The organism is Chryseobacterium urinae (genome assembly GCF_030518295.1).
Taxonomy (GTDB): domain Bacteria; phylum Bacteroidota; class Bacteroidia; order Flavobacteriales; family Weeksellaceae; genus Chryseobacterium; species Chryseobacterium mucoviscidosis.
The window spans coordinates 1-25,456 of record NZ_JAULSJ010000014.1 but is presented as its reverse complement, the minus strand read 5'-3'; the positions used below and the strand labels follow the sequence as shown (position 1 = coordinate 25,456).

General features: G+C 36.2%; 29 protein-coding genes and 1 tRNA gene. 17 read left to right on the top strand and 13 right to left on the bottom strand.

The features are described 5' to 3' along the window. Positions 1 to 40 precede the first annotated feature (40 nt). The 10 genes from QWT87_RS10710 to tilS form a co-directional block, all read right to left on the bottom strand. Positions 41 to 1,093 carry an ATP-grasp domain-containing protein gene (locus QWT87_RS10710; protein ID WP_302716054.1) on the bottom strand — a complete coding sequence of 351 codons (1,053 nt, stop codon included), beginning with the start codon at positions 1,091 to 1,093 and terminating at the stop codon, positions 41 to 43. Continuing rightward, complete coding sequence (locus tag QWT87_RS10705; protein WP_302716052.1) at positions 1,068 to 1,778, bottom strand: NRDE family protein; 711 nt, start codon at positions 1,776 to 1,778, stop codon at positions 1,068 to 1,070. The genes QWT87_RS10710 and QWT87_RS10705 overlap by 26 nt, the downstream gene beginning before the upstream one ends. Continuing rightward, a complete protein-coding gene (locus QWT87_RS10700; protein WP_076390595.1) occupies positions 1,779 to 2,288 on the bottom strand; it encodes a hypothetical protein in 510 nt (169 codons plus the stop codon). It abuts the gene before it with no gap. Then, the gene (locus QWT87_RS10695; protein ID WP_302716051.1) at positions 2,281 to 2,649 is read right to left on the bottom strand and encodes a DoxX family protein; all 369 of its coding nucleotides are present in this window, start codon (positions 2,647 to 2,649) and stop codon (positions 2,281 to 2,283) included. Before QWT87_RS10695 ends, QWT87_RS10700 begins: the two co-directional genes overlap by 8 nt. Before the next feature lie 10 nt (positions 2,650 to 2,659). Continuing rightward, complete coding sequence (locus tag QWT87_RS10690; RefSeq protein ID WP_302716050.1) at positions 2,660 to 3,088, bottom strand: DM13 domain-containing protein; 429 nt, start codon at positions 3,086 to 3,088, stop codon at positions 2,660 to 2,662. Positions 3,089 to 3,133: 45 nt separating this feature from the next. Next, positions 3,134 to 3,889, bottom strand: coding sequence for a hypothetical protein (locus tag QWT87_RS10685; RefSeq protein ID WP_302716049.1), 756 nt, complete (start codon positions 3,887 to 3,889; stop codon positions 3,134 to 3,136). A 23-nt stretch (positions 3,890 to 3,912) separates the two neighbouring features. Continuing rightward, complete coding sequence (locus QWT87_RS10680; RefSeq protein ID WP_302716047.1) at positions 3,913 to 4,362, bottom strand: YHS domain-containing (seleno)protein; 450 nt, start codon at positions 4,360 to 4,362, stop codon at positions 3,913 to 3,915. Positions 4,363 to 4,531: 169 nt separating this feature from the next. After that, positions 4,532 to 5,494, bottom strand: a complete 963-nt coding sequence (locus QWT87_RS10675; RefSeq protein ID WP_302716045.1) for a redoxin domain-containing protein — start codon at positions 5,492 to 5,494, stop codon at positions 4,532 to 4,534. Positions 5,495 to 5,593: 99 nt separating this feature from the next. Next, complete coding sequence (locus QWT87_RS10670) at positions 5,594 to 6,148, bottom strand: RNA polymerase sigma factor (protein WP_302716044.1); 555 nt, start codon at positions 6,146 to 6,148, stop codon at positions 5,594 to 5,596. Continuing rightward, positions 6,145 to 7,467, bottom strand: a complete 1,323-nt coding sequence (tilS, locus tag QWT87_RS10665; RefSeq protein ID WP_302716042.1) for a tRNA lysidine(34) synthetase TilS — start codon at positions 7,465 to 7,467, stop codon at positions 6,145 to 6,147. The genes QWT87_RS10670 and tilS overlap by 4 nt, the downstream gene beginning before the upstream one ends. An 87-nt stretch (positions 7,468 to 7,554) precedes the next feature. Here tilS and QWT87_RS10660 point away from each other — a divergent pair, with 87 nt between their 5' ends. From QWT87_RS10660 to QWT87_RS10635, 6 genes are all read left to right on the top strand, one after another. After that, positions 7,555 to 8,388: an OmpA family protein gene (locus QWT87_RS10660; protein ID WP_302716041.1), complete on the top strand. Its 834-nt coding sequence runs from the start codon at positions 7,555 to 7,557 to the stop codon at positions 8,386 to 8,388. 397 nt (positions 8,389 to 8,785) lie between these two features. Next, positions 8,786 to 9,433 (top strand): O-methyltransferase, encoded by a 648-nt coding sequence (locus QWT87_RS10655; RefSeq protein WP_302716040.1) that lies wholly within the window; start codon positions 8,786 to 8,788, stop codon positions 9,431 to 9,433. A gap of 84 nt (positions 9,434 to 9,517) precedes the next feature. Then, positions 9,518 to 10,234 (top strand): C40 family peptidase, encoded by a 717-nt coding sequence (locus tag QWT87_RS10650; RefSeq protein WP_302716039.1) that lies wholly within the window; start codon positions 9,518 to 9,520, stop codon positions 10,232 to 10,234. Positions 10,235 to 10,251: 17 nt separating this feature from the next. Then, complete coding sequence (locus QWT87_RS10645) at positions 10,252 to 10,719, top strand: DUF1648 domain-containing protein (RefSeq protein WP_302716037.1); 468 nt, start codon at positions 10,252 to 10,254, stop codon at positions 10,717 to 10,719. Next, positions 10,716 to 11,054 carry a cupin domain-containing protein gene (locus tag QWT87_RS10640; protein ID WP_302716036.1) on the top strand — a complete coding sequence of 113 codons (339 nt, stop codon included), beginning with the start codon at positions 10,716 to 10,718 and terminating at the stop codon, positions 11,052 to 11,054. Before QWT87_RS10645 ends, QWT87_RS10640 begins: the two co-directional genes overlap by 4 nt. 11 nt (positions 11,055 to 11,065) lie before the next feature. Further along, positions 11,066 to 12,295 (top strand): 3-deoxy-D-manno-octulosonic acid transferase, encoded by a 1,230-nt coding sequence (locus QWT87_RS10635; RefSeq protein WP_302716035.1) that lies wholly within the window; start codon positions 11,066 to 11,068, stop codon positions 12,293 to 12,295. On the opposite strand, the gene QWT87_RS10630 is transcribed toward QWT87_RS10635, so the two are convergent. The 3 genes from QWT87_RS10630 to QWT87_RS10620 are packed head-to-tail and all read right to left on the bottom strand — an operon-like array spanning position 12,287 to position 14,673. Continuing rightward, entirely contained in the window at positions 12,287 to 12,913 is a 627-nt protein-coding gene (locus QWT87_RS10630) for a deoxyuridine 5'-triphosphate nucleotidohydrolase (protein WP_302716034.1), read from the bottom strand. The two genes, QWT87_RS10635 and QWT87_RS10630, sit on opposite strands and share 9 nt — an antisense overlap. Positions 12,914 to 12,922: 9 nt before the next feature. Next, complete coding sequence (locus QWT87_RS10625) at positions 12,923 to 13,681, bottom strand: glycosyltransferase family 2 protein (RefSeq protein ID WP_302716032.1); 759 nt, start codon at positions 13,679 to 13,681, stop codon at positions 12,923 to 12,925. An 8-nt stretch (positions 13,682 to 13,689) separates the two neighbouring features. Beyond that, positions 13,690 to 14,673, bottom strand: coding sequence for an acyltransferase family protein (locus tag QWT87_RS10620; RefSeq protein ID WP_302716030.1), 984 nt, complete (start codon positions 14,671 to 14,673; stop codon positions 13,690 to 13,692). 193 nt (positions 14,674 to 14,866) lie between these two features. On the opposite strand from QWT87_RS10620, the gene QWT87_RS10615 reads away from it, so the two are divergent. The 11 genes from QWT87_RS10615 to QWT87_RS10565 all read left to right on the top strand — a co-directional run bounded on the left by QWT87_RS10615 (position 14,867) and on the right by QWT87_RS10565 (position 25,348). Then, positions 14,867 to 15,340, top strand: a complete 474-nt coding sequence (locus QWT87_RS10615) for a lipocalin-like domain-containing protein (RefSeq protein ID WP_288461744.1) — start codon at positions 14,867 to 14,869, stop codon at positions 15,338 to 15,340. 176 nt (positions 15,341 to 15,516) lie between these two features. After that, positions 15,517 to 18,330: a leucine--tRNA ligase gene (gene leuS / locus QWT87_RS10610; protein WP_302716028.1), complete on the top strand. Its 2,814-nt coding sequence runs from the start codon at positions 15,517 to 15,519 to the stop codon at positions 18,328 to 18,330. A 240-nt stretch (positions 18,331 to 18,570) separates the two neighbouring features. Then, positions 18,571 to 19,434 (top strand): MotA/TolQ/ExbB proton channel family protein, encoded by an 864-nt coding sequence (locus QWT87_RS10605; RefSeq protein ID WP_076390612.1) that lies wholly within the window; start codon positions 18,571 to 18,573, stop codon positions 19,432 to 19,434. Positions 19,435 to 19,495: 61 nt separating this feature from the next. Beyond that, positions 19,496 to 20,104, top strand: coding sequence for an ExbD/TolR family protein (locus tag QWT87_RS10600; protein ID WP_076390613.1), 609 nt, complete (start codon positions 19,496 to 19,498; stop codon positions 20,102 to 20,104). Positions 20,105 to 20,116: 12 nt separating this feature from the next. Continuing rightward, positions 20,117 to 20,689, top strand: coding sequence for an ExbD/TolR family protein (locus tag QWT87_RS10595; protein ID WP_076390614.1), 573 nt, complete (start codon positions 20,117 to 20,119; stop codon positions 20,687 to 20,689). Positions 20,690 to 20,713: 24 nt separating this feature from the next. Beyond that, on the top strand, positions 20,714 to 21,556 hold the full coding sequence (locus QWT87_RS10590; RefSeq protein ID WP_087706763.1) for an energy transducer TonB: 843 nt from the start codon (positions 20,714 to 20,716) through the stop codon (positions 21,554 to 21,556). A 74-nt stretch (positions 21,557 to 21,630) separates the two neighbouring features. Next, positions 21,631 to 21,828: a C4-dicarboxylate ABC transporter gene (locus QWT87_RS10585; RefSeq protein ID WP_175608782.1), complete on the top strand. Its 198-nt coding sequence runs from the start codon at positions 21,631 to 21,633 to the stop codon at positions 21,826 to 21,828. Continuing rightward, positions 21,818 to 22,690: a PstS family phosphate ABC transporter substrate-binding protein gene (locus QWT87_RS10580; protein ID WP_302716024.1), complete on the top strand. Its 873-nt coding sequence runs from the start codon at positions 21,818 to 21,820 to the stop codon at positions 22,688 to 22,690. Before QWT87_RS10585 ends, QWT87_RS10580 begins: the two co-directional genes overlap by 11 nt. A gap of 96 nt (positions 22,691 to 22,786) precedes the next feature. Further along, complete coding sequence (locus QWT87_RS10575; protein ID WP_302716022.1) at positions 22,787 to 24,436, top strand: tetratricopeptide repeat protein; 1,650 nt, start codon at positions 22,787 to 22,789, stop codon at positions 24,434 to 24,436. An 81-nt stretch (positions 24,437 to 24,517) separates the two neighbouring features. Then, positions 24,518 to 25,237, top strand: coding sequence for a bacillithiol biosynthesis deacetylase BshB1 (bshB1, locus tag QWT87_RS10570; protein ID WP_087706757.1), 720 nt, complete (start codon positions 24,518 to 24,520; stop codon positions 25,235 to 25,237). 35 nt (positions 25,238 to 25,272) lie between these two features. Further along, a tRNA-His gene (locus QWT87_RS10565) sits at positions 25,273 to 25,348 on the top strand. The last annotated feature ends 108 nt before the right edge of the window (positions 25,349 to 25,456 follow it).

Below are 25,456 nucleotides of genomic sequence, written 5' to 3'. Positions count from 1 at the left end.
ATGTAAATACTTTACTACAAAAGTAACTGTTTTTTGCAGATTAATCAACCGAAGAAATCTTCCTCAGCCTTTTTTCTATGGCAAGATTGTTTTTCAGCGCAGAAAATCCCTCTTTTATATCCAGATAAGGAAATCCGGTTTCGTGGTTTTTTCTGCTGATTTCTGCCATGATGTTCCAGTGTTTTGCAATTTCTTTCCATGCAAAAAATAAGGAGTGTTTCGGATCGTACATATGCGTTGGTTCGCTTTTAGCACCGTTTATTTCGATTATTTTTAAATTCTTTCCCTCTTTTAGAAGTTCCAAATTTTCAAACATCACATCCAGTCTTCCGAAATAAAAGCCATTCACTTTGGTACAGATTTCATCTATTTTTTGTTCTAACTTTTCGGTAACTTCACTTGAAATATCAATAAATTTTGCGCCTCTCGTATGGCTTCCGAACGGGATCAGAATTATTTCTTCGTTTTCAGGAACTGTTTTCTGCATTTCGCTTCCCATTTTCTGTTCTATGGCTTTGATCTGGAAGGCACTTCTGGGATTTTCCATCACTAGTTCTCTCAACGTTTTTCTGCCGTCTCCTTTTACGGAAAGAAATTCTTTTTTCACCATTCCTGTGATCTTTCCTTTTTTTTCGTCGGGAAAACGGTGGTAAAAAATCCCGACTTCATGCTGATAATTTATTTTTTCCTGAATTAAAAAATCACAGGCATTGTTTTTTTGATAATCTTCCAGTTCGTTTACATTTTCAACCTGAACAACGCCCAAACCTTTCAATCCGATATTGGGTTTTACAATAACGGGGAAATTGATGGTTTGTGATTTTAATTCAGATAAAATTTCGTTAAATGAAATTTCTGAAGACGCAAAAACTGTTTTCGGGATCCAGTTTTCGGGAATCAGATCGTAGATTTCTTTTTTGCTTTCCATTGCCATTCCGCCGTATTTTATGGAAGGATTCGCTCCGTGGAAGAACAAAAGCGTTCTTGCTTTATATGCACAGTACAGCCAAACAGGAAAAAGCGGCAGATAAATGGAAAAAGTAGACCAGTATTCCCAATGTGCAATTTTATGAAGGCGATGTTTGAGTTTCATTTTTGAGGGAAATTTTTTCGGGTTTTGAATCTGGGGTCAGTCGGTCATAATGTTTCAGTGTCATTTCATCGGAAATAACGAGCTGTGTCGTACTGATGGTTTGTATCGTATTTTGTCTTTTGATGGTAATTCCGTTTTCCAAATCATCGGTTTTCTGATGGTGGAAATCTAAAATATCTTCTTCGGAAATCGGCTCGATTTGCAGAAATTCCTTGAAAATTTCCCTTCTTTTTTCCTGTGCTTTTGCATCGTACAAAGTTGCGGAAGACCAGATGTACGGAAGATGAGCGTCTAATCTTTTAAAATGTTTTTCGGTTCCGTTCCAGCGAAATTCTGCCAATTGTTTTTCCTGAAAAATCACCAGCGTAAAAGGTTCAATGTTTTCTAAATCAATAAATTGTAAAGCGTTGAAAATGTTTTCTTCATTCATTAAATCCAAAACAATTAATCCTCGGCTTTTTCGGTATTCCTTTTTTACCGGATGATTTTCAAAAGCACCGTTCAATAAAATGAGGACATTTCCGTTTTCTGAAACCGCAAACCAAGTTCCATTTTTGGTGGCATCTTTCGGATAAAAGATACCTTTTTCACGATGAATTTCCTGTGCAGAACGATTGGGTTTCTCGTCCCTGTTGGAAGTCAGAACAATTTTATTTTTAAGCGGAAAATACGTTACAGTACACATTTAGTTTAAATTTTGGGTTTCTCTGTATTGAATTGTTGAAGGGGCAATTCCGAAATTTTTGTTGAGAAGATGACTCATTTTAATTTCGTTAAAAGCCACTTTTATCAACGCCTGATGATGGATGCAATGCTCAATATTGTACAAAAGTTCCCGAAAGAAATTGGTCGGAATTTCCAAAGAAATAGTTCCCACGGTTTGATGCATTGTCAAATTTTTGTTGGGCAAATTAATGCTGAAAAGTATTTCGGAAATAATTTCTATCGCCTTTTCAGGATTCTGTTCCAGTTCCGGATTTCTCTGTCTTTCGTCATAATTAATCTGATTCGTATGATAAGAGTTCCGTAAAATTTCCAGAAACTCAATAATATGTCTTGTGTGACCGCCAATAGTAGAACCGTCCAGAGAAGGAATACTCTGAGTGTACATTTTTGCCGAAACTTTTCTCAGTAAATTCTGTTGTTCGGTAAGGATCTCGTGTAAGATCGCATAAACCGATTGGTCTTTATTCATACTTTCCTTTTTTAAATTTAATTAAAAGAATCACACAGAAAACAAAAACGGTAAGCGCAAGGTAAAACAATTTTCCGCCATCGTTATTGGTATCGATTCCCAGAATTAAAATGTGTGAGGCAATTGCTCCAATCATCGTTACAAGTCCCAGAACGGTTCCCCAAAAAGTGGTTTTAGGGTTCAGAATTAAAACTGCCGTAATGAGTTCCAATACTCCTGAAAAAATCCTTCCGAAAGGTTCTGCGTGAAGTTGGGAAAAAATGGCGACAGAATCCGGATGGGCTGTAAATTTGAAGAATAAAGTCTGCAGTAAAATTAGGGCGGGAATTAATCGTAATGCCCAATTGATATAGTTTTTCATATTTGTAATGTTATTTTTTTTCTAATAGAGCGTAAGAAAACAGATGATTGTATTGTTGACAATGAACGACTGCGTATTTGTACTCATCGAAGTTTACTGAATCCGTAAAAGTGTAGGTTTGTCCGCCGTTCACAGACTTCAGCTTACCTAAAGAAACAAATTGCGATGGCTGCTGTTCTTTGCTTACATACACGTAAAGATCCGGACCGTTGCTGATGGTGAAGTTTTCATTTAAAACCAATGTGAAGACTCCGTTTTTTTCATAGATTTCCGCTTTTCCGTTAACGTTATTTCCGTAAGGTCCCTGCATAAAATCTCCGGAATATTTTAAGACCGAATTTTCAGGAGCCATTTCCATTAAATCTTCTGTTGCAGTGCTTTCTCTGACGCAGGAAACCAAGAGAAAGGACACGAAAATAAAGGTGATCATTGTTTTCATAATTTCTGATGTTTTTATTTGTTGTAAATTTTCTGATTAAAGAATTTAAAATTTAACTCTGTATTGTTCTACATTGTTTTGGTTGGTAAATCGGTCGTTCTTCAAGTGATAAATCGGCAAAATACTTGGCGTAAGTCTTATTTTCGGATGAATCATTAAAGGATAAGAAACTCTAAGCAAAACATCGCCGCTTCTCTGGAATTTATTGGTCGATAAAAATCCTCTAAGCGCTGAACTTGCGGGATACTGTGATGCCAAAAACTGATTCTCATTCTGCGTTAGAGGCTGTTGAAGAGCTGCAACTAACTGAATTTTTTTGATTTCGTAACCCACTCCCACAATTAAATCCAGCGTTCCTAAACTGGACTGATAATCCATTGGCAACGGCAGATTGTTTTTGGAGTTTCCTGCGTCCGAAAGAGGGATCTTTGCACCTAAAGTAAATTTCAGTTTTTCGTTAGCTTTATAATTGGCGTTCAGAAACAAATCAGAAAGTCCAAAAGTAGAAACATCATTGCCGTTTTGTGCCAAAGTAGTCAATTTTGCATCAAAGCCAAATCTGTCATTGATTTGTCTGTTATATTCTACGTAATTTCCAAAAACAGAAATTGAGTTATCTGCTTTGCCAAAGAAAATTCCGGTTTTAATCTGATTATGGTAAGTTTTGATGCTGTCATTGTTATTCGGCTGAAAACTGTTAACCGTACAGAATCCGGCATCACTGCATCCCTGTGCAACTAAATGATTGCTTTGCAAAAGCAGTAAAAAAGCAGTTCCCAGGAAAATTTTAAAGGTTTTCATAATGTTAATTTTTTTTGTGAGGATTAATTGGTCAGTTTTTTCCAGTTTTGGTCTGCACTTTTTTTCAGTTTTGTCTCGTTCTTGTTCCAGGAAGTCAGCGTGTTGTTGAAAAATTTATTGTAGAACAAATGGGTTTTTCCATCAATGATTTTAAAAGTGGTGGGATTGATTTCTACTTTCTCACCATCATCTCCCATTGCAAAAGCGCACCAACCGCCGTAAACAGGTTCGTATTTTGCGGGATCTTTTTTCAGGAGTTCTTTATTTTTTTCCGAAGAAGTATAATAAATGGCTCCGTTTACATTGACCGCAAACTCTTTTTTCCCTTTTACCGCTTTTTTCTGTTCGATGTAAGAAACGGGATCATAGCCCTGAATTCCCAGTTTGTTTTCTAAATTTCTGTGTTCATTTTTTTGGGAAAATGCCAAAAAAGGAAGCAGAAATACGAGAATGAGGGTGATTGTATTTTTCATAATTTTTTAATTAAAGTTGTTTAGATAAAATGTTTTAACCGCAAAAGAATCAAAAGTTTGTATCGGATTTTAGATTTTCAAAAGTTTTCAAAATATGCGTTTTTTGCTTTCTTTTATGTTTCTTTTTATTAGTCATTTCTTTTGCCACTTTTGCGGTGAAAATTTTTAATTAAAGCTGTTTTACAATATCCTCCAGCGAAGCTCTTTCTTTGTAATCGGGATTGAAATGTCTCCAGATGATTTTTTGATTTTCATCTAAAATATAGGTAGCAGAAACGGGCAGTCTTCCGGAATCATCGGAACGACTTTTCTTGAAATCGTCTCCCAATCGGTTTTCGTAGAAATCGAGCGTTTTTTTCTCGGGTATGTACAGAACATCAAAAAGTTCTGCTATTCTGTAGTTTTCATCATACAAAACGGAATACGCGGTTTTTGTTTTGCTGATGGTTTTTGCGATAAACTCAGGTTTTTCGGGAGAAATGATGACCAGTCTTGTGTTTTTAGATTCTAATTCAGGCGCAAGATTTTGTAGGTTTTCAACATATTTATTACAATACGGACACCATTGTCCACGAATGAAAACCACCACGGTTTTCTTTTTTCCCTGAGACAGAGAAAATGTTTTTTCAAACTGATCTTTTGCTGTAAAGTTGGGAATCGTTTCACCCACCATTTTGCCTTTCACTTCGCTGATTGTCGGTGTTTTTTTGTCTGAATTTCTTTTCTCTGTAACCGATTGTCCTATATTTAAAAATTGTGCAGCGTTGTAATATCCATATTCGTACTGCACCAGTTCGCCGTTCTGGTCTAAGAAAAGAAAGGAAGGATAATTAACGATTTTAAATTTTTTGGCAAGTTCTGTTCCTTCTTTTTCGGCATCAATATAAAGGCTGATGAAATTTTTATTGAAAAATTCTCCCAGTTCAGGATTCGGGAACGTATTCTTTTTCATCAGTTTACAGGGTCCACACCAAGTGGTGTACAGATCGATGAAGATGAGTTTGTTTTCCTGTTGTGCTAGTTTTTTGGCTTCTTCTAAATTTTTAGTCTGAAATTGAATTCCGGTTTTGCTTTGTGCATTGAACGAAATGGCAACTAAGAAAAAGAACGTATAAATTATTTTGGTGAACATAAGATAAAGTATTTACTATGAAGTTCCCAAAAGCAGAAAAAATCACCCGGCGAAAAGGTGATTTTTTAATTATTTTATTTAAAGTATTGATAATCAGTTTTAAAAATTATCGTCTTTTTTTATTTTCCGGATTTGTTCCACACATTTATGCTTTTGATTTTGTGCATTGTGCTTGGTGGAATACTTGTATTTTTCCTGTATTTCTTCCATATTTTTATTCTTCATAAAAATATCGTGGATGAGGTTTTGGCAGTGCGAAGAAATTTTATTGATGTAATCATTAAGTTTATCATAATAATTCCTTTCGTTTTCTATTGCCTGGTTGATCTCTTCTTTGTTTTCAAAATAATAGCTTTCGTGCATTTCCACAAAAAAGTTTCGGTTGCGCAATTTTTTCAGCCAAAGGTTTTTGGAAATTCCGGTAACGTAGTTCGCAAGACAAGTGTAGGCTTTGAAATCGTCATCATATAATTTTTCGTACAGAATAATTAAAGCGTCCTGAAAAACATCTTCTGCATCTTCAGAATTTCCTTTGTTGGAAAGAACAAATTTTCTGGTATAGCCGAAATATTTCCGGTACAGAATACCAAAGGCAACATTGTTGTCTTTTTGGAAATCTGCGATTGCTAAAGTGTTTGTTGTTCTTTTGTTCATGTAATCTTCAGAACTTTCTCTGTGTTTTTCGTTGCCATACATCTTCGGTCCTGCCTGAAAGGAATAATTCCCAAAACCGAATCTTCACCGTCGGTAAGGAGCCAGATTTCCTGCCTTGCTAAAATAGATATTTTTTCGTCCCTAAAAAACTTAGAAACTTTCTTTTTCCCCGAAAATCCTGCCGGAAAAAATTCGTCACCGTCTTTCTGTTTTCTTAAACGCAGCGGGAAACAAAGTTTTTCTGCATCAAATTCCCAATTCAAACGGTTATTGATTTGCTCAATTTCAATGATATTTTCGAGATTAATGGTAATCTGGTTTTCAGAAAAGTCAAAATTTTCCATCAGAAGAATTTCATCATCACTGTGCTTTTCAAACTTCCATTTTCCATCTTCCGTCTTTTTGCTTAAAATCAGTTCATCATAATTGACGATCAGCAGATAATCTTTTGAAAAAAAAGAACTTCCGTTTTCAGCTTTAAAAATTTTCGGAATTTCTTCTTCCTGATTAAAACCATACTTTTTAAGGATCTCAAATTTCACAAAATCACTTTCTTCATTCAGCTTATCTTTGGATAAAACTGTATATTCTCTGTTACAAACCGAAATCCTGTTTTCTATTTCCTGAATCTGCTGCTGAACAAAATCTTTGGTCTGGTTTAAATAAGAAGAGCTTTTTTTGAAATTTTCCAGAAAATGATCGTTGGTTTCCAGAAGTTTCGGAACAATTTCGTTTCTAATTTTATTTCTTAAATAATCATTTTTCTTATTAGACAGATCTTCACGGTATTCAATATTATTTTCTTCTGCGAATTCGTAGATTTCTTTTTTTGTGAAATTTAAAAGAGGTCTTAAAATGTGATTGTCGTTTGCCGGAATTCCGCTCAATCCGTTAATTCCGGCTGCTTTTGAAAGATTGATGATGAAAGTTTCCAGTTGATCGTTCAGATGATGCGCGGTGACTAAAAATTCCAGATTTTCTTCTCTTTGAATATTTCTGAAAAATTCATACCGCAGTTCTCTTGCCCAAAGCTGGATAGAATGTTCCGGTTTCTGGTCTTTTTCTGAAACTTTGTATAAATGAAATTTAATATGGTTTCTCTCACAAAAATCCTCCACCGTTTTCTGATCCAGATCCGAATCTTCTCCACGAAGTTTATAATTGATGTGGGCAATCTGAAAATGAATGCCTAAGTCGTTAAAACAGTGTGCTAGAACCATAGAATCTGCACCTCCGCTCACCGCAAGAAGATAGCTTCGGTTTTCGGGGGAATCAACAATGTTTTTAAGCTGATTTTGGAAGTTGTCTACGTTCAGCATGGATGTCCGGAATTTCTTTTATGCAAAGATAATTCATATAATTAAAATGAATTTCGTTACCTTTGGTTCGTCTAAAAATGATTATTTATGAAAATTTTTAAAATTTTAGCAGTATCTGCAATGGTGTTGGGAATGACATCTTGTATCAGCAAAAAGCAGTATGATGCATTGAGCTCAAATTACAAGCAATGTATTGAAAACGTAGGTGAAAGACAGAGAGAAATTCAGGAACTGAAGTCTCAGAATTCAGCTTTGGCAAGTGAAAATAATTTATTGAAAAGTCAGCATGATGCTTTGAAATCTTCATTGGATGCGTGTCTTTCGAATTCAGGGAAAAGCTCTGCCAATATCGACAAGCTGGTTGGAGAAATCAATTCTTCAAACTCTTATATCAAACAGCTTATATCAAGCAATGCGAAAAACGACAGCTTGAATTTAGCATTATCAAACAAACTGAAAAGATCGTTGGATAACGTAGCAGACAGCGATGTTCAGGTAAAAGTGCTGAAAGGAGTGGTAATGATCTCTCTTTCAGACAAAATGTTGTACAAAACAGGAGATTACAACGTATTACCTGCCGCTCAGGAAGTGTTAGGAAAAGTAGCTAAAGTAATTAACGATTACGATAAATATTCTGTTCTTATCGAAGGAAATACAGATAACGCTCCTTTAAGCTCTCCAAATTTACCAAAAGACAACTGGGATCTTTCTGCTTTAAGAGGAACTGCGGTTGCTAAAGTTCTTCAGACTCAGTTTGGAGTAGATCCTGCAAGAATTACAGCAGGTGGACGTTCCGAATACAATCCTAAAGCGACTAACATGAGCGTTTCAGGAAGAGCGGAAAACAGAAGAACGGAGATCATCATTATGCCTAAACTTGATGAGTTTATGAAATTAATGGATATCGCGCCAAAGAAATAATTTACAATCAACATTCAGTCAATACAAAACAAATCCCGAAGCAATTCGGGATTTGTTGTTTGTGATTAATCAAATTAGTTCTTCTTTTTTCAGCAAAGAAATAATTTTTTGAAAAAATGAATTGGATAGTTCCGGTTTAGTTTTTTTAGAAAAAGAATCCACAGTGCTTTTACGCACTGTAGTCTTCTGATTTCTTTGGTTAATTTGTTTTTTTTCCGCAAGCATTATGTCGTGTGTTTTTACCCTTCATTGCAAAGTTAGGCTTATTCGCAGACGAGACCATCCGTATTTTTACGGTAATTAAACTGGGGGATTTTCCCATCTTTCCGGAATCTTTAGGATTGTTTCCGCTTTTTTGTTATATTTAAGTAAATTTGACCGAAATAAAATTTGCAGCATGAGCTTTTTTGAAGAAAAACTTCCGGAAATGGACAGGTACCTTGAAACACACGCTTCATCGGAGCCTGAAATTCTGAGAAAACTGAGAAGGGAAACATACCAAAAGACCACACAGCCACACATGATCTCCGGTTATCAGCAGGGAAGATTGTTAACCATCATTTCGCAAATGATGCAGCCAAAAAATATTCTGGAAATAGGGACTTTTACAGGCTATGCAACACTTTGTCTGGCAACAGGAATGGCAAAAGACGGAAAAATTACCACTTTGGATGTGAATGAAGATTTAGCGTACCTTCCTGAAAAGTATTTCGCGGCAAGCGAATACGCTTCTCAGATTCATTTCAGGCTTCAGGATGCGAAGGAATTTCTAAGAGAAACCGATGAGGTTTTTGATCTGGTTTTCATTGATGCCGACAAAGAAAATTATGCAGAATATTTCAGATTAATAAAGCCAAGGACAAAATCCGGCTCGGTAGTAATGTTTGATAATGTTCTCTGGTACGGAAAAGTTCTGGAAGAAAATCCGAAACAGAAATCTACGCAGGTCATTAAGGAACTGAATGATTTGATCGCAAAAGATGATGATTTTGAAAATCTTATTTTACCTTTGCGTGACGGGCTGAATTTTTTACGCAGAAAGTAATTTGAGGTTGAGTTTAAGGTTAAGATTTTACAGCGTATTTTCTCAACCTGAACTGAAGTCTTAACCTTTTAATTAGAAAAATAAATGGATAAAGGAATTTGTGTTGTTACAGTAGCTCCCGTTCGTGCAGAAGGTTCGGACAGAGCAGAAATTGTTACGGAAATATTGTTTGGGGAAAGTGCAGATATTCTGGAAGTGAATAAGAACTGGACCAGAATAAAAATGCATTATGACGGCTATGAAGGATGGATGGATACGAAACAGCTTAAATCTGTAACAGACGAATATCTGGCTAAACGGAAAGTAACCGTTGTAACCGAAGACTTTTCTTCTGTCTTGATGAATGACGGAAAAACACTGCTTTCCATGGGTTCGGAAGTTGAATTTCCTGCGGTAGCGTCGAGAAGAAGTCACGATGTGCGAGAAAGTATTGCTTTAACGGCAAAAGAATTCCTGAATGTGCCGTATTTATGGGGCGGTAAAAGCTTTTTTGCGGTAGACTGCTCAGGTTTTACACAGTTGGTTTACAAAATTCACGACATAAAATTACCGAGAGACGCTTCACAGCAGGTTGAGGTGGGAGAATCATTAAGCTTTGTTGAAGAAAGTCAGCCGGGAGATCTGGCGTTTTTTGAAAATCCGGAAGGAAAGATTATTCACGTGGGAATCATGCTGGATAACCAGAGAATTATCCACGCTTCAGGAAAAGTGCGAATCGACACGCTGGATTCTACAGGAATTTTCAACAAAGAAATGAATAAACATACCCATAAGCTGAGAGTAATTAAAAGTTTGCTTTAACTTAAGATCTGTCTGAAATGGAAAATATTCTTTTTACTGTTTTTGATATTTTTAATTTCGGACTGCTTGTTTTTTTGTGGTGGTTTACGGTAAAACATTATAAATCACTGCCTCAGATTATACCCATTCATTTTGATTTTGACGGAAAAGCGGATAATTTCGGAAGTAAAAAATTTGCTTTTCTGTTACCTGTTTTTGCTTTGATTTTTTACATTTTGTTCGCCTATACCGTTCGCGATCCGGGATCTTCAAATTTTCCGGTGAAAATTACTCCTGAAAATGAATATGCCCAGTTTCTCATCATGAAAATTTTCATCCGGTGGCTGTATGTTTTAATCATGATGATTTTTCTGAACAGTCAGGACTATATGTTAAGATATTCTTTTGATGAGAATGCAAAGCCGAAAATTAAAATAGCTACAGCAATTCTTTCTGTTCTGGGAAGTGTGATAACGGTTCTAATGATTAGTTCTCAATTTAAATGATACAGTCTAAAAATAATTCCGAACATTATATTTGGGGAGACAACTGCGATAGCTGGATTCTGAAAAACGATGCCCAATTATCCGTAAAACAGGAAATTATTCCTTGCGGAACTCCAGAAAAGCTTCATTTTCATCATTTCGCAGAACAGTTTTTTTATATTTTAAAAGGGAAAGCTGTCTTTTTTATTGATGGCGAAAGGTGGTCTGTAAAAAACGGCGAAAACATTACCATTCCCCCAAAATCTAAACATTATATTGCTAATGAATCTGATGAAGATCTGGAATTTTTAGTCATTTCCAGTCCTTCGACTCATAACGACAGAACGGAAGTTTAAAACTCATACATATGGCTTTCTTTTACAACATATTTATCCATCTGCTCATCTTCGGGATGAAGGTTTTTGCGTTATTCAATGATAAAACTAAAAAAGGCGTTGAAGGCAGAAAAGAATCTTTAGAAAAGGTGAAATCCGGCTTTAAAAAATCTGATAAAGTGATCTGGATGCACGCATCAAGTCTTGGAGAATATGAACAGGGACTGCCTGTTTTGGAGCAGTTGAAAGAAAGGTTTGCGGATCATAAAATTTTAGTTACCTTCTTTTCTCCATCCGGTTATGAAAACGTGGTGAAAAAGAAACATATTGCCGATGTGATCTGTTATCTTCCTTTTGATAAAAAATCTGCTGTAAAAGAATTTACAGACCAGTTTGATGTTCAACTATTTTTTACGGTGAAGTATGATTACTGGTATCATCTTCTTGATGAACTTAAAAATAAAGGCGCAAAAACGTATGTGATTTCAGCTTTGTTCTATGATCGTCAGTCATTTTTTACATCGTATGGAAAATGGTTTGTACAGCAGCTTCAGAAAAATATCGACTGGTTTTTTCATCAGACCCAAATGTCCTTTGCTCTGGCTAAAAGCATTGGATTAACGAAATCTTCGGTAACAGGAGATACGAGATTTGACCGTGTAAAACAGTTGAGACATCGAGACAATCGCGTAGATTGGATTAAAGATTTTATTGGCGAAGATAAAACGGTGGTTTTCGGAAGTTCTTGGCAGGCGGAAGAAAAAATTGCGCTGGAAGTTTCGCAGGGAAGTCCGTACGCAAAACTGATTATTGCTCCGCATGATCTGAAGAGGGTTTCCCATTTGAAACAGCTTTTTCCGGAAGCAATTTTATACAGTGAAATTAAAAATTCTGTTGAGGATTTTAACTCAAATATTTTAATTATCGACAGCATCGGTTTGCTTTCAAAATTGTATTCTTACGCCGATGTTGCAGTAGTAGGAGGAGGGTTTCATGATGTGGGACTTCACAATATTCTGGAAGCGGCAACCTTTGGCGTTCCGGTAATTTTCGGAAATCAGTACAGAAAAAATCCTGAAGCAGACGGTCTTATTTCGGCGGATGGAGGAAGATCTTTTGAAAATGCAGGGCTTGCTGCAGATTTTGTGCTGTTTTTAATTAATAATGACGATTCCCTTCAGGCAATGTCTGAAAATGCTGAAAAATTTGTCTCTGAAAAACCGAATTCTACGGAACTGATCTTACAGAAAATCTTATCGTAAAAATCCCTGATTTTTAATGTCTTTGATGATCTGGTCAAAATTTTCCGGAATCTTATCGCTGGTCAGCCAGTTAAAATCGATCCCGTTGTTAATGAAAAGTTTGGATAAATATGTATTCTCAAGGATTTTATCTTTTAAATTATTCAGATGCTCATCAATTTCCATCCAGTAATCGACATCCAGTTTTTTGGTTAAAAGCAAAGCTTTCACCACTTTATTAATGATGTAGAGATACAGTTTATAAACATTATCGAATCTTTGTCGGCTCAGATCTTCGTTATATTCTAAAATCTTATTAATCAACAATAAATTAAGAGAAACTTCTCCGAATTTATCGGTCGTTACTTTTACGTGTTCAGTAATTTCACTGCTTATTTTACGGATAATTCCCAGAAAATATTTCTGATTGCTGATGTATTTTGATGCCAGTACAACTTTTTCGGAAACAATTTCCTCCATCGCGTCTCTTTTATTGTCTGTGGTTTCAGGATCAATAAGTTCGAAGTATAGTTTTTTAGATAAAAGTTTATCTTTTTTTAATAATCTGAAAATCAGGCGGTCTTTTTCTACAGAAGAAAAATTGCTCAGAGCAGTTTTGAACTCTTTTGAATATTCCATTCAATAAAATTAATTAAAAATTTTCGAATATTTCAAAAATCCGTTGAATGCCCAGTTTGCGGTATAGTATAAAGATTTAACCGTAGAAAATCCCATGAAATCTTTATACACCAGATATTGATCTCTGATGATGTTTTTTTTCTTTCTGGAAACGCTGTTTTCGCGCATCCTGTATTTAGCGAGTGTCTTATTCAGAGGATAGCCTTTCGGGATTTTTTTCAGAAGATTCAGCCACATCACGTGATCTTCGCGTTTGCTTTTCACGGGGAAGAAGAATTTTCCCACTCTTTTGGTATCGTACATTGTAGAAACCGGAGCCAGTCTGCAGGTTTTAAGCAGGTTGGAAAAAGTGACGATTGTATCGGCTTCAAAATCTTTTAGAACCGGCTCCATCGTATGTTCATCACATCTGGAATAATTGCAGTACACCAATTCTGCATTGTTTTTATCCATAAACCCGATCATCTCTTCAAGATATTCAGGATACCAGAAATCATCGGAATCCAGAAAGGCAATATAACGACCTTCCGCTCTTTCTAGACTTTTATTTCGGGCATTTCCTGCACCGCCGTTTTTTTCAAGAACGTGTAATTTTATTCTGGGATCATTGTACTTTCGGATCAGTTCAACCGTATTATCTTGGGAACGGTCGTCCGAGATCAGCCATTCCCAGTTTTCATACGTCTGGTTGAGTACAGACTGTATGGTTTCCTCTATAAATTCCGCCGAATTGTAGGAGGGGGTTATTATCGAAACTAATTCTTTCATCTTGTGTTTTATAAAAATTTTTTCTCGTAAAAATGCCAGGAACTGATTCCTACCGCAATAACTACCATCATGCATACAAAAGCCATCACGTAAGGATTATAATCTTTAAATAATCCCATTGTGGTAAAAGTTCTGATGATCGGGAAGTGGAAGATATAAATTCCGTAGGTAAAATCTCCATATTTTCCAAAATTATTTAAAAACTTAAAGGAATATGCGATGTACAGGACGATAATCCCGATCATCATTGGAGAAAAAAGCTGAATATCTGTAAATAAATCGATCCACACTGTGGCTATGGCAATGATAAAAAGGGTGTTTTTATATTTAATGAACTGATCAAAATTAAAATAGATAAGCATTCCCGGTATAAAATAAGACAGGGTTCCCGGAAGCTGTTTCGCCAGTGAAATCTTTCCCTGAAGCTCAAAATAATTAAGATAAACAAGCGACAGAAAATACAGGATCATTAAACTGATATTTCTGTATTTATTGTTTTTTCCAAACAGTAAAAACATAAGCGGAACAGCGAAATAATAGCACATTTCTATCTTTAGTGTCCAAAGTGCTCCGTTGACTGCCTGATTTCCGAAAACTCCGGGAAGCCACGGTGCTTTAAAATTTAAAAAAATGGAATTCCAGAAAAGATATTTGTAGACCTGCGTATTGGTAAAATATTCCCTGAATGAATAAGTGCTTACAAGACGGAGTAAAATGGCACAGAGAAAAACAACCAATAAATAAGCGGGAACAATTCTCCTGATTCTTTTGCTTACATAGCTTTTAAGACTGGAAGAACGCTCATAACTTCTGGCAATGAGAAATCCGCTGACCACAAAAAATCCGAAAACAGCAACTTCGATAGGGCTGTGTTCCAGAAATTTCAGCTCCGGAGAAACGCTTAAAGCTCCAAGATGCCCTAAAAAAACGATGAAAGCGAGGAGAACACGGATAAAATCAAAATTATTTTTCGTAAGGTCTTGCATTTGCATTTGTTTGTTACAAAAATAGTTTTTTTCGTAGAAAAGATCATATTTCCGGTAATGAATGTTTGCTGAATAAAGGAAAAACAACGCTTTTGAAATGCCAATACACAGAAAATAATAAATTTTAACAATATTTTTTTAAAAAAATTGTATAATAATATAAATAAATCATAATTTTAGCGCTTGAAAAAATTGATATATGAAGAAATTAGCATTATTATTTGCAGGTTTATCATTATTTGTAGCAACAGGATGTAATAACGACGACGAAGTGGTACAGGAAGCTCCGTTAGTGGGAGTTTGGCAGCCCGTGAAAAAAGTAGTAACCGTAGTTGCAATAGGAGAAGTTCCTGTTTCGGATGGTATTTCTTTTGATACCACTTGTCAGCAGACTTCAAGATGGACGTTCGCTTCCGGAAATACAGGAAAAAGAAAAGATATGGGAGACAGTGCAACCCCGGGAACCTGTACACCTACTTTCGACAGAACATTCACTTATACTTATGATAAAGACAGCAAAGCTATTCAGATAAAATATCAGGGAATTGTACAGCCGGATCAGGGAAGAATCATCAGCATCAGCGATACTGCTTTAAACATCATGTTTGAAGACAAATCAGATCCTACCGAATTCCATTCTGAAACCTATACATTTAAGAGAATACCTCAGTAATAGTCTGAATTATCAATATAAAATACAAATCTCATCTGCGGATGAGATTTTTTTGTGCATTATTTCGTCAAATTTAAATTTCCATTTCTTTTAAAATCATTATTTTTGTGAAAATTAGAAAAGGAATTTAAAAGAATCCAGCATCTAAAATCTTAACATCTAATATCTATAAAAAAGTGTTTTACGATCATCAGCAGATAGAAAAAAAGTGGCAGAAGTACTGGGAAGATAATCAAACGTATAAAACTTCCGACAACACAGACAAACCTAAATTTTATGTTCTCGATATGTTTCCGTATCCATCCGGAGCAGGACTTCACGTAGGTCATCCGCTTGGATATATCGCATCCGACATTTACGCGAGGTACAAAAGACATCAGGGTTTTAATGTTCTCCATCCGGTTGGCTACGACAGCTTCGGGCTTCCTGCTGAACAGTACGCTATTCAGACAGGGCAGCATCCTGCGATTACGACAGAGCAAAACATTACAAGATACGAAGAGCAGTTAAGAAAAATTGGCTTTTCTTTCGACTGGAGTAGAGAAGTGAGAACTTCCGATGCTTCTTATTATAAATGGACACAGTGGATTTTTATTGAGCTGTTCCATTCGTGGTATAATAAAGATACCGATAAAGCGGAGCCTATTTCATCTTTGGTTAAACGTTTTGAAGAAAAAGGAACGGAAGGGTTAAATGCCAATCAGAACGATGAATTAAATTTCACGGCGGAAGAGTGGAAAGAAGCTTCAGAAATTGATAAAGAAGACATTTTATTAAATTACCGTTTGGCTTACAGAGCGGAAACCACTGTGAACTGGTGTCCTGCTTTAGGAACCGTTCTGGCAAATGATGAGGTAAAAGACGGAAAATCCGAAAGAGGAGGTTTTCCTGTTTTCCAGAAGAAAATGATGCAGTGGAGCATGAGGATTTCTGCGTACTCTGAAAGATTATTGCAGGGATTAAAAACTCTGGACTGGCCACAACCTTTGAAAGATTCTCAGGAATACTGGATCGGAAAATCTCAGGGAGCGCAGGTGAGATTCAATGTGGAAGGACATGATGAAATCGTTGAAGTGTTTACTACAAGACCGGATACTATTTTCGGAACGACTTTTATGGTTCTGGCTCCGGAAAATCCTTTGGTGGAAACCATCACAACTGCAGAGCAAAAAGCTGAGGTAGATTCTTATATTGAAGAAACTTCCAAGAAAACGGAACGTGACAGAATGGCGGACGTGAAAAATGTTTCAGGCGCTTTCACGGGAAGTTATGCTTTAAACCCTTTCAGTGGAGAAAGAATGCCGATCTATATTTCAGATTATGTTTTGATGGGTTACGGAACGGGTGCTGTAATGGCGGTTCCTGCACATGACGAGCGTGATCACAGATTTGCAAAGAAATTTAATTTAGAAATTAAGAAAGTCGTGGAAACGGACGAAGATGTTCAGGAAGCTTCTTTCGATTCTAAAGATTCGGTTTGTGTAAATTCTGATTTCTTAAATGGATTAAATTATAACGATGCAAAAGCATTGATTATTTCTGCCATTGAGAAAAAAGGAATCGGACACGGAACAACGAACTACAGACAGCGTGATGCGATTTTCTCAAGACAAAGATATTGGGGCGAACCGGTTCCTATCTATTATAAGGATGGAATGCCTTATACATTGCCGACTTCCGCTTTGCCTTTGGAACTTCCGGAAGTTGAAAAATATCTGCCGACTGAAGACGGAGATCCGCCATTGGGAAATGCAAAAACGTTTGCGTGGGATGAAGCCAACCAAAAAGTAGTCGACACCAATTTAATTGATGAAAAAACGGTTTTCCCTTTAGAATTATCCACAATGCCGGGTTGGGCGGGAAGTTCTTGGTATTTCCTAAGATATATGGATCCGAAAAATGATGAGGTTTTTGCTAAAAAAGAACTTTCAGATTATTGGGGACAGGTGGATTTGTACATCGGAGGAAGTGAACACGCAACAGGACATTTATTATATTCCCGTTTCTGGAATATGTTCTTAAAAGACAGAGGATATATTAATCAGGATGAGCCTTTCCAAAAGTTGATTAATCAAGGAATGATTTTGGGGATGAGTGCTTTTGTGTATAGAGTTGACGGAACTAATCAATATGTTTCTAAAAATTTAGCAAAAGATTATACAACTCAGGCAATCCACGTTGATGTATCATTATTAAAAGGAACTTCTGATGAACTGGATACTGAAGCTTTCAAAGCTTGGAGACCGGATTACGCAGATGCTGAATTTATTTTAGAAGACGGAAAATACATCACAGGTCGTGAAGTAGAAAAAATGTCCAAGTCAAAATACAATGTGGTAAATCCGGATGATATCTGTGAAGAATACGGAGCAGACGGTTTAAGATTGTATGAAATGTTCTTAGGTCCGTTGGAACAATCCAAGCCTTGGAACACGCAAGGTCTGAGTGGAGTCTACGGTTTTCTTAAAAAATTCTGGAATTTATATTTTGACGGGGATACGTTCTCGGTTTCCGACGAAGAGCCAACCAAAGCAGAATACAAAGTTTTACATACCTTAATAAAGAAGGTGGTTTACGATATTGAAAACTTCTCTTTCAATACGTCTGTCTCTTCATTTATGATCGCCGTAAACGAACTGCAAAAAATAAAATGCAACAAACGCAATATTTTAGAACCTTTAGCCGTTATCATTTCTCCGTATGCACCTCACATCTGTGAAGAGCTTTGGAGTTTATTGGGGCATCAGGATTCTATAGAATTTGAGAAATTCCCTGTATTGAACGAGGATTACTTAGTGGAAGATGAGATTTTGTATCCGGTAAGCGTTAACGGAAGAATGAAGTTTAAAATTTCACTTTCTGCACAGCTTTCACCTAAAGAAGTGGAGGAAGTAGTACTTAAAGACGAAAAAATGATGCAGATTCTGGAAGGGAAGACCCCGACGAAAATCATTGTAGTGCCTCACAGAATTGTGAATATAGTAATTTAAAAAAAAATTAACATTGGCAAATTAAAAAAAATGAAGGCTTAAATTTTTTGATTTTTTAACGTAAATGTTAAAATTGAAAAATATTACCAAAAAAAGAGAAAATAATTGTAATATCGAAAGTGTATTAAATTTTCTTTATCAAAAAAATGGCAAATGTTTATTTAAGACTCTTGCATTTTAATTATTTTTGCCTTTAATTTACACCTTGTAAAATTTTAAAACAATATAATTTAGTTAAATATGGAAATGAATGTTTCAAAAAATGATGAGCAAGTAATTGCTAGAAAGTCGGGAGGTTTAAACCCAGCTGTAATTATTCCTATTATCTTTGCAATAGGAGTTTGTATTTATTTATTCGTTCTAGGTAACCCGGGAAACTTTAAAGATGCTAATGAATTAGGTGGAGCATCTGTTGCTTTTGCTGACAAGGAGGGGAAAGACATTCACCCAGAATCGTTCTTAGGTATTATCTACAAAGGAGGGGTAATTGTACCAATCTTGATTACTTTCATGATCACGGTAATCGTTTTCTCTTTTGAAAGATATTTCGTTCTTAGCAAAGCTGCCGGAAAAGGAAACTTAGACAACTTCGTTGTACAGGTAAGAAGCTTACTAAACCAAAACAAAATTGATGAAGCTTTAGAAGAGTGCGACAGACAGCAAGGTTCTGTTGGTAACGTAGTAAAAGAAGGTCTTACTACTTACAAAGCTTTATCTCACGATACAACGCTTAACAAAGAGCAAAAAATGGTAGCGCTTAACAAAGCAATCGAAGAAGCAACTACTCTTGAAATGCCAATGCTTGAGAAAAACATGATGATCCTTTCTACTTTAGGTACTGTTGCAACGTTAGTAGCACTTTTAGGTACGGTAATCGGGATGATCAAGGCGTTCTTCGCATTAGGTTCAGGAGGAGGTACTCCGGATGCTGCTGCACTTTCTACAGGTATCTCTGAAGCCTTGATTAACACAGCTTTAGGTATTGGTACTTCAGCAATCGCTATCATCCTTTATAACTTCTTTACTTCTAAAATCGACGGATTAACTTATAAGATCGACGAGATCGCAATGAGCATCCAACAGTCTTTCGCTGAATTCAACTAAGAATTGTAGCAAGGAATTTGCAGTAAGTAAAAAGAAGTTTAATTAAAAATCATTAATAATAATGGCGAGAGTCAAACCAAAAAGACATGGAGTAGTGACGGATATGACGGCAATGTGTGACGTTGCGTTCCTACTGCTTACATTCTTTATCTTGACCACTCAGTTTAAAAAACCTGATGTGGAGCAGATTAAACCGCCATCTTCAATATCAGAGAAGTTACTTCCTGATGCAAGTTTGATGACCATCAACGCTACACCGGACGGGAAATTTTATTTCCAGCCTGTAGAAAATGCATCAGAGAGACTACAGCTTTTAGACAATATGGGAAAAAAGTACGGCGTTACTTTTGACAATAATGAAAAAGCTGCATTCCAGAAAGTACAAGCAATTGGGGTTCCTATGAACCAGCTTAAAAGCTATCTTGATTTGCCAGATGACGAGCAGAAGAATTTCAAGAGTCCTACAGGGATTCCTATGGATAGTACGAATAAGCAGTTAGTAGACTGGGTAAAAGAAAGTTTGAACGTAAATCCTGATTACAAATTAGCAATCAAAGGAGACGTTACAACAGAATATCCGAAAGTTAAAAGCTTATTCGAGGGTTTAAGAGATATCGATTTTCTTAAATTTTGGTTGATTACATCACAAGAAGGTAAACCTAATGAATAATATCATTTAGAAATGGCAGAAGTACAAGTACAGGAAAAGGGCGCCAAAGGCGGCAAGGTACGTTCCAAGAAACAGAGTACCAGAGTCGATATGACTCCGATGGTGGACTTGGGTTTTCTATTGATTACCTTCTTTATGTTCACAACCACATTCTCTAAACCGAATGTAATGGATTTGGGTCTTCCGGCAAAACCGAAGGATGAAACAAAAAAACCACCTCCAACAGAAATTAAACTTTCGAACTCTATATCTTTATTATTAGGTAAAAACAATAAGATCTTCTGGCATCAGCAGGACAATACGTCTTTAACAGATCAGAATCTTAATGAAACTACTTTTGATAGAGAGGGAATCCGAAAAGTAATTGAGCAGGCAAAAGCAAATGCGGCTGATAAAACTAAATTTACAGTTATTATTAAGCCAACTGACGATGCTGTATATAAAAACTTCGTAGATATCCTGGACGAAATGGCAATTACTAAGAGTGAGCAGTACGGTGTTACTGATCTTAAACCTTGGGAAAAAGCTATTTACGATAGAAAAGTGGGTAACTCTGGTGCTGCAGCAGCTCCGGCTACTAAGTAATTTAAACCATAAAATTGTAAATCTATGGCAAACGAAAATGTATACGATCCTAATCTTACCTTAGATGAGATTGTATTTGAAAATAGAAACAAGGAATATGGTGCATACGATTTAAGACATCAGTACCCAAAACTTCTGACAAAATCTTTCATCGTTGGAACAGCATTATTCCTTATTGCGGCTTTGTCTCCATTTATCTATCTTACCATTAAGAGACTTACTGAACCTGAAAAACAAGAAGTTAAAGCAGATTTGGTAGAAATTCTTCAGGAAGATAAAATTATTGAGCAGCCAAAAGAAGAAGAACCACCTCCACCACCTCCACCAAAAGAGGAAGAGAAAATTGAAATTATTCAGAACGTGGTTCCTGAGCCTGTAAAAGCTCCGAAAATTGAAACTCCACCACCGCCAATTTCTAAGCAGTTAGAAACAACAACCGGTCTGGTAAATCAGGAAGGGGTAAAAGCTCCGGCTTACACTCCGCCGCCACCGCCACCATCAACAGGTACAAAGGCGTCTACCGCAGAAGTAAAACCTCAGGTAAGTGATACTCAGGTTTATACAGAAGTAGAGCAGACTGCTGAATTCCCTGGAGGTATTAATGCTTTCAGAAATAAAGTATCCAGTAACTTCGATGGTTCAGCGATGAACGGAGATGAAGGTACAGTAAAAACTGAAATCACTTTCGTTGTAGAAAGAGATGGAAGTATTACAGACGTTAAAGCTAGCGGTGGAAACTCTGACTTCAATGCTGAAGCAATCAGAACCATCAAGTCTATTAAAAATAAATGGACTCCTGCTAAAATTAACGGACAATCTGTACGTTATAGATTCAGATTACCTTTAACAATGAATTTTGAAGGATAAGATTTATCTTTAAATAATAATTAAAAAAGAGAAGCATTTGCTTCTCTTTTTATTTTTTTTGGTATTTTTGTTATATGATGTTCAATTGGTTATCCCTCGTTACGGGATTATTTTATATCGTTCTGGGAATCGTGGTAATGTACTACAGGTTTTTCTTTACAGTTCTGGAACCCGGAGTTGCCTATGCACTGGGCGGACTTCTTATTTTGTATGGAATTTTCAGAATTTACAGAGCGGTTACAAAAATTAAAAATTCAGGAAATGAAGAATAGTGTTAAGCTTCTAATGCTGTTTTTCATTAGCATAATAGCAGTTGGTTGTAAAAAAGAAGAAAAATCTCCATCTTACCATAAAGGAGAAATGACGATTCTTACGGATGAATCTTTTAAAAGTGTTACGGAAGCTTTAGCAGAAGGATATATGATTAATTATCCCGAAACAAAGATTAAAGTCGCTACGAAAAAAGAAGATCTCGGATTCATTGATTTATTAAACAATAAGACAAGAATCGTGGTAATGTCCAGAGATCTTACGCCGGAAGAAATTAAGACATACGAAGAACAGATCGAACTGAAGTTTTTACCTGCAAAATTCGCTGCAGATGCTGTTATTTTTATTGTTCCGAAAGATTCTCCAAAAGAAAGTATTTCAATGGAGGAAATTCAGAAAGGATTGCAGTCGGATAATAAAGAATTTATTTTCGACGGAGCCAATTCCAGCAATCTGAATTTTGTGGCTCAGAAACTTAAAAAACAACCGAAAGATTTAAAGTTTTCAGTTATTCCGGGAAGCAAGAATATTATTGAAGAACTTAATAAATACCCAGATAAAATAGGGGTTATCGGTCTTAATACATTCAGTCGTCCTTATGATAAAGAGTCTGAACAGTTGAGAAATATGGTAAAAATTCTTCCTGTGGAAGACAAAGGAAAACTTTACACTACAGATTTTGAAAACCTCCGCAAAATGAATTATCCTTTTACCAGAGTTTTGTATTTTTTAACAAACGAAGGAAACTTCAATATTGCCAATGGTTTTATAAGGTATTCGTGCACTCAGCTTGGGCAGATGATCGTTCAGAAAGAGGGATTGCAACCATACAATCTTTACAGAAGAGAAGTTCAAATGCGTTAAAAAGTATTAAATTAATCCTTTAACCAAAATAAATGTATTATTTTGGTCTGAAAATTGTGTATTACTTAAATCGAAATTTAGATTAGAAAATATAAAATGAAAGATATAATGAATATGAATGTAAAGAAGCTTGCCTTTGGAGCGGCTGTAGTGTTTTTTACCAACTTTGCTGTTGCACAAACTGTACAGGATGGTATCAACAGTATAGACAGTGATAAATATGCTCAGGCAAAAACTAATTTTACGAACATGATCGCTTCGGCGCCTACTGCAGAAAACTATTTCTATTTAGGAAATACTTATCTTAAGCAGGGGGAGCCTGATTATGCGGCGGCAACTGATAGTTTTAACAAAGGTCTTGCAGCAGATGGCAAAAGCTATTTAAATAAATTAGGTTTGGCAACTGTAAAACTGGGAAAAGGAGATAAAAATGCTATTGCGGAAATTCAGAAAATCGTTACCGATTCAAAAGAAAAAGATGCAGAAGTTCTTTTCAGAGCGGCAGAAGCTTTAACTTTATTTGAGAAAAATAACTCTCCGGATTTGGCTATTCAGTATTTGAATAAAGCGATTGAAAGAGCAGAGAAAAAAGGTGTTCCGGCTCATTACTATTATACTTTAGGGGATGCTTACAGATTAAAAAGAATGCCCGGAGATGCAATGTCTGCTTATGACAAAGCGCTTCCTTTAGCTAAAAATAAAGCATCGGTTTATACAAGAATCGGTACTTTATGGATGGCTGCACAACAGTGGCAACAGGCTAAAACAAGTATAGATAAGGCAATTGCCACAGATCCATCTTATGCTCCGGCGTATAAAGCTCTTGCAGCTTACGATATCAGATATCAGCAAAATGCGAAAGCGACTCAGGATTTGATCAATTATACAAAATACGCTGATGAAGATCCATATACGCAATTGGAAATTGCTAAACTTTATTTTACCAATGAAGATTATGCAAATTCCAAGCAGGTTTTAGATAAGATTTTTGATAAGATCAACGATCCTATTAAATTTAAACTGAGAGCATATCAGTTATATGCAGACGGAAAATATGCGGAAGCAAAACAGAACATGGATAGTTTTGTTTCTCAGGCAGACAAATCAAGAGTACAGCCTGCAGATCAAGGTTTACAGGGACTTATTGCCGCAGGTTTAGCAAAGACAGAAACGGATGCTGCTAAAAAAACAGCTTTAATGAACGAAGCTCAGCAAAAAATTGGCATCGCAAAGGCAGCTAAAGATGAAACCTTGAAATGGGATATGGAATTGGTGAAAATCGCTGGAGGAGGAGCTTCTCAGGCTGATATTGATGCAGGACCTACAAACCCTACAATTGAAGGATTAAAGCAGAAAGTGGCTGCAAATGCTCAGGACTCAGATTCTTTATTCAAACTTGCAACAGCTTATCAGGATGCAAAGAACTGGAATGGTGCAATAGCTACATGGCAGAAAATGAATGCGCTTTTACCAGATTGGGCTCCGGGTTACTACAGCTTAGGATATTCTTATCAGCAGGCTGGAAATAATGATGCGGCTAAAATGGCGTATGAAAAATTCATCAGTACCGTAAAACCGGCAGATCAGGAAGCGAATAAGCAAACTTTAGCTTATGCTTACTTTGCTGTGGCATATATGTCTAAGGATTCTGATGTAGCGAAAGCAAAAGACTATGTTGCAAAATCTGTACAGTTGGATCCAACCTATCAGGATGCAGTAAAATTAAACGCAGAAATCAACAAATAATTTAAACTTTAAATTATAAATAATGAAACTTCCCATTCCTAATGTTTGGGAAGTTTTTATTTTAATCCTATCTTTGATAGTATGAAAACAGATATATTAGCTTTTGGAGCGCATCCTGATGATGTAGAACTGGGATGCGGAGGAACGATAGCCAAAATGGTTTCAGAAGGGAAGACCTGCGTTATCGTTGATCTCACGAGAGGAGAACTCGGAACGAGAGGAACAGAAGAAACCAGAAAGGCAGAAGCCAATGATGCTGCAAGAATTTTAGGTGTTTCTATAAGAGAAAATCTTGAGATGAGAGATGGGTTTTTAGAAAATTCAGAGGATTACCAAATGAGGATTGTAAAAATGGTTCGCAAATACAGGCCGGAAATCGTCTTTGCCAATACAATTCATGATAGACATCCAGATCATGCAAAAGGAGCGAAATTAGTATCGGATGCGTGCTTTTTGTCCGGATTAAGAAAAATTGAAACGGTTTTGGAAGGAGAGATTCAGGAAGCGTGGAGACCAAAGCATATTTTTAACTATATGCAATGGAAAAATGTAGAGCCCGAATTCGTTATTGATATTTCTGAATTTTTAGACGCAAAAATTGCGGCATGCAAAGCATTTAAAACTCAGTTTTATGATCCGGATTCTAAAGAACCGGAAACCCCGATTACTTCAAAAAACTTTTTAGACAGTTTAACTTATCGCGCAATGGATTTGGGAAGATTATCGGGAGTAGCTTATGCAGAGGGATTTACGTCTGAAAAGTTAATTGCTTTGAAAAATTTTGACGGAATTGTTTGGTAATTAAAAAATCTTTCCTATATTTGCACTCACAAAACGGTGATTGTAGCTCAGTTGGTTAGAGCGTCGGATTGTGGTTCCGAAGGTCGTGGGTTCGAGACCCATCATTCACCCAATAAAAGTACACTTTTCAAAAGTGTACTTTTTTATTTTACATCAAATCTAAGTTCAGATTTTCTTTAATTCTTACTGTAAAAATTTATGTTAGACATGAAAGGCTAC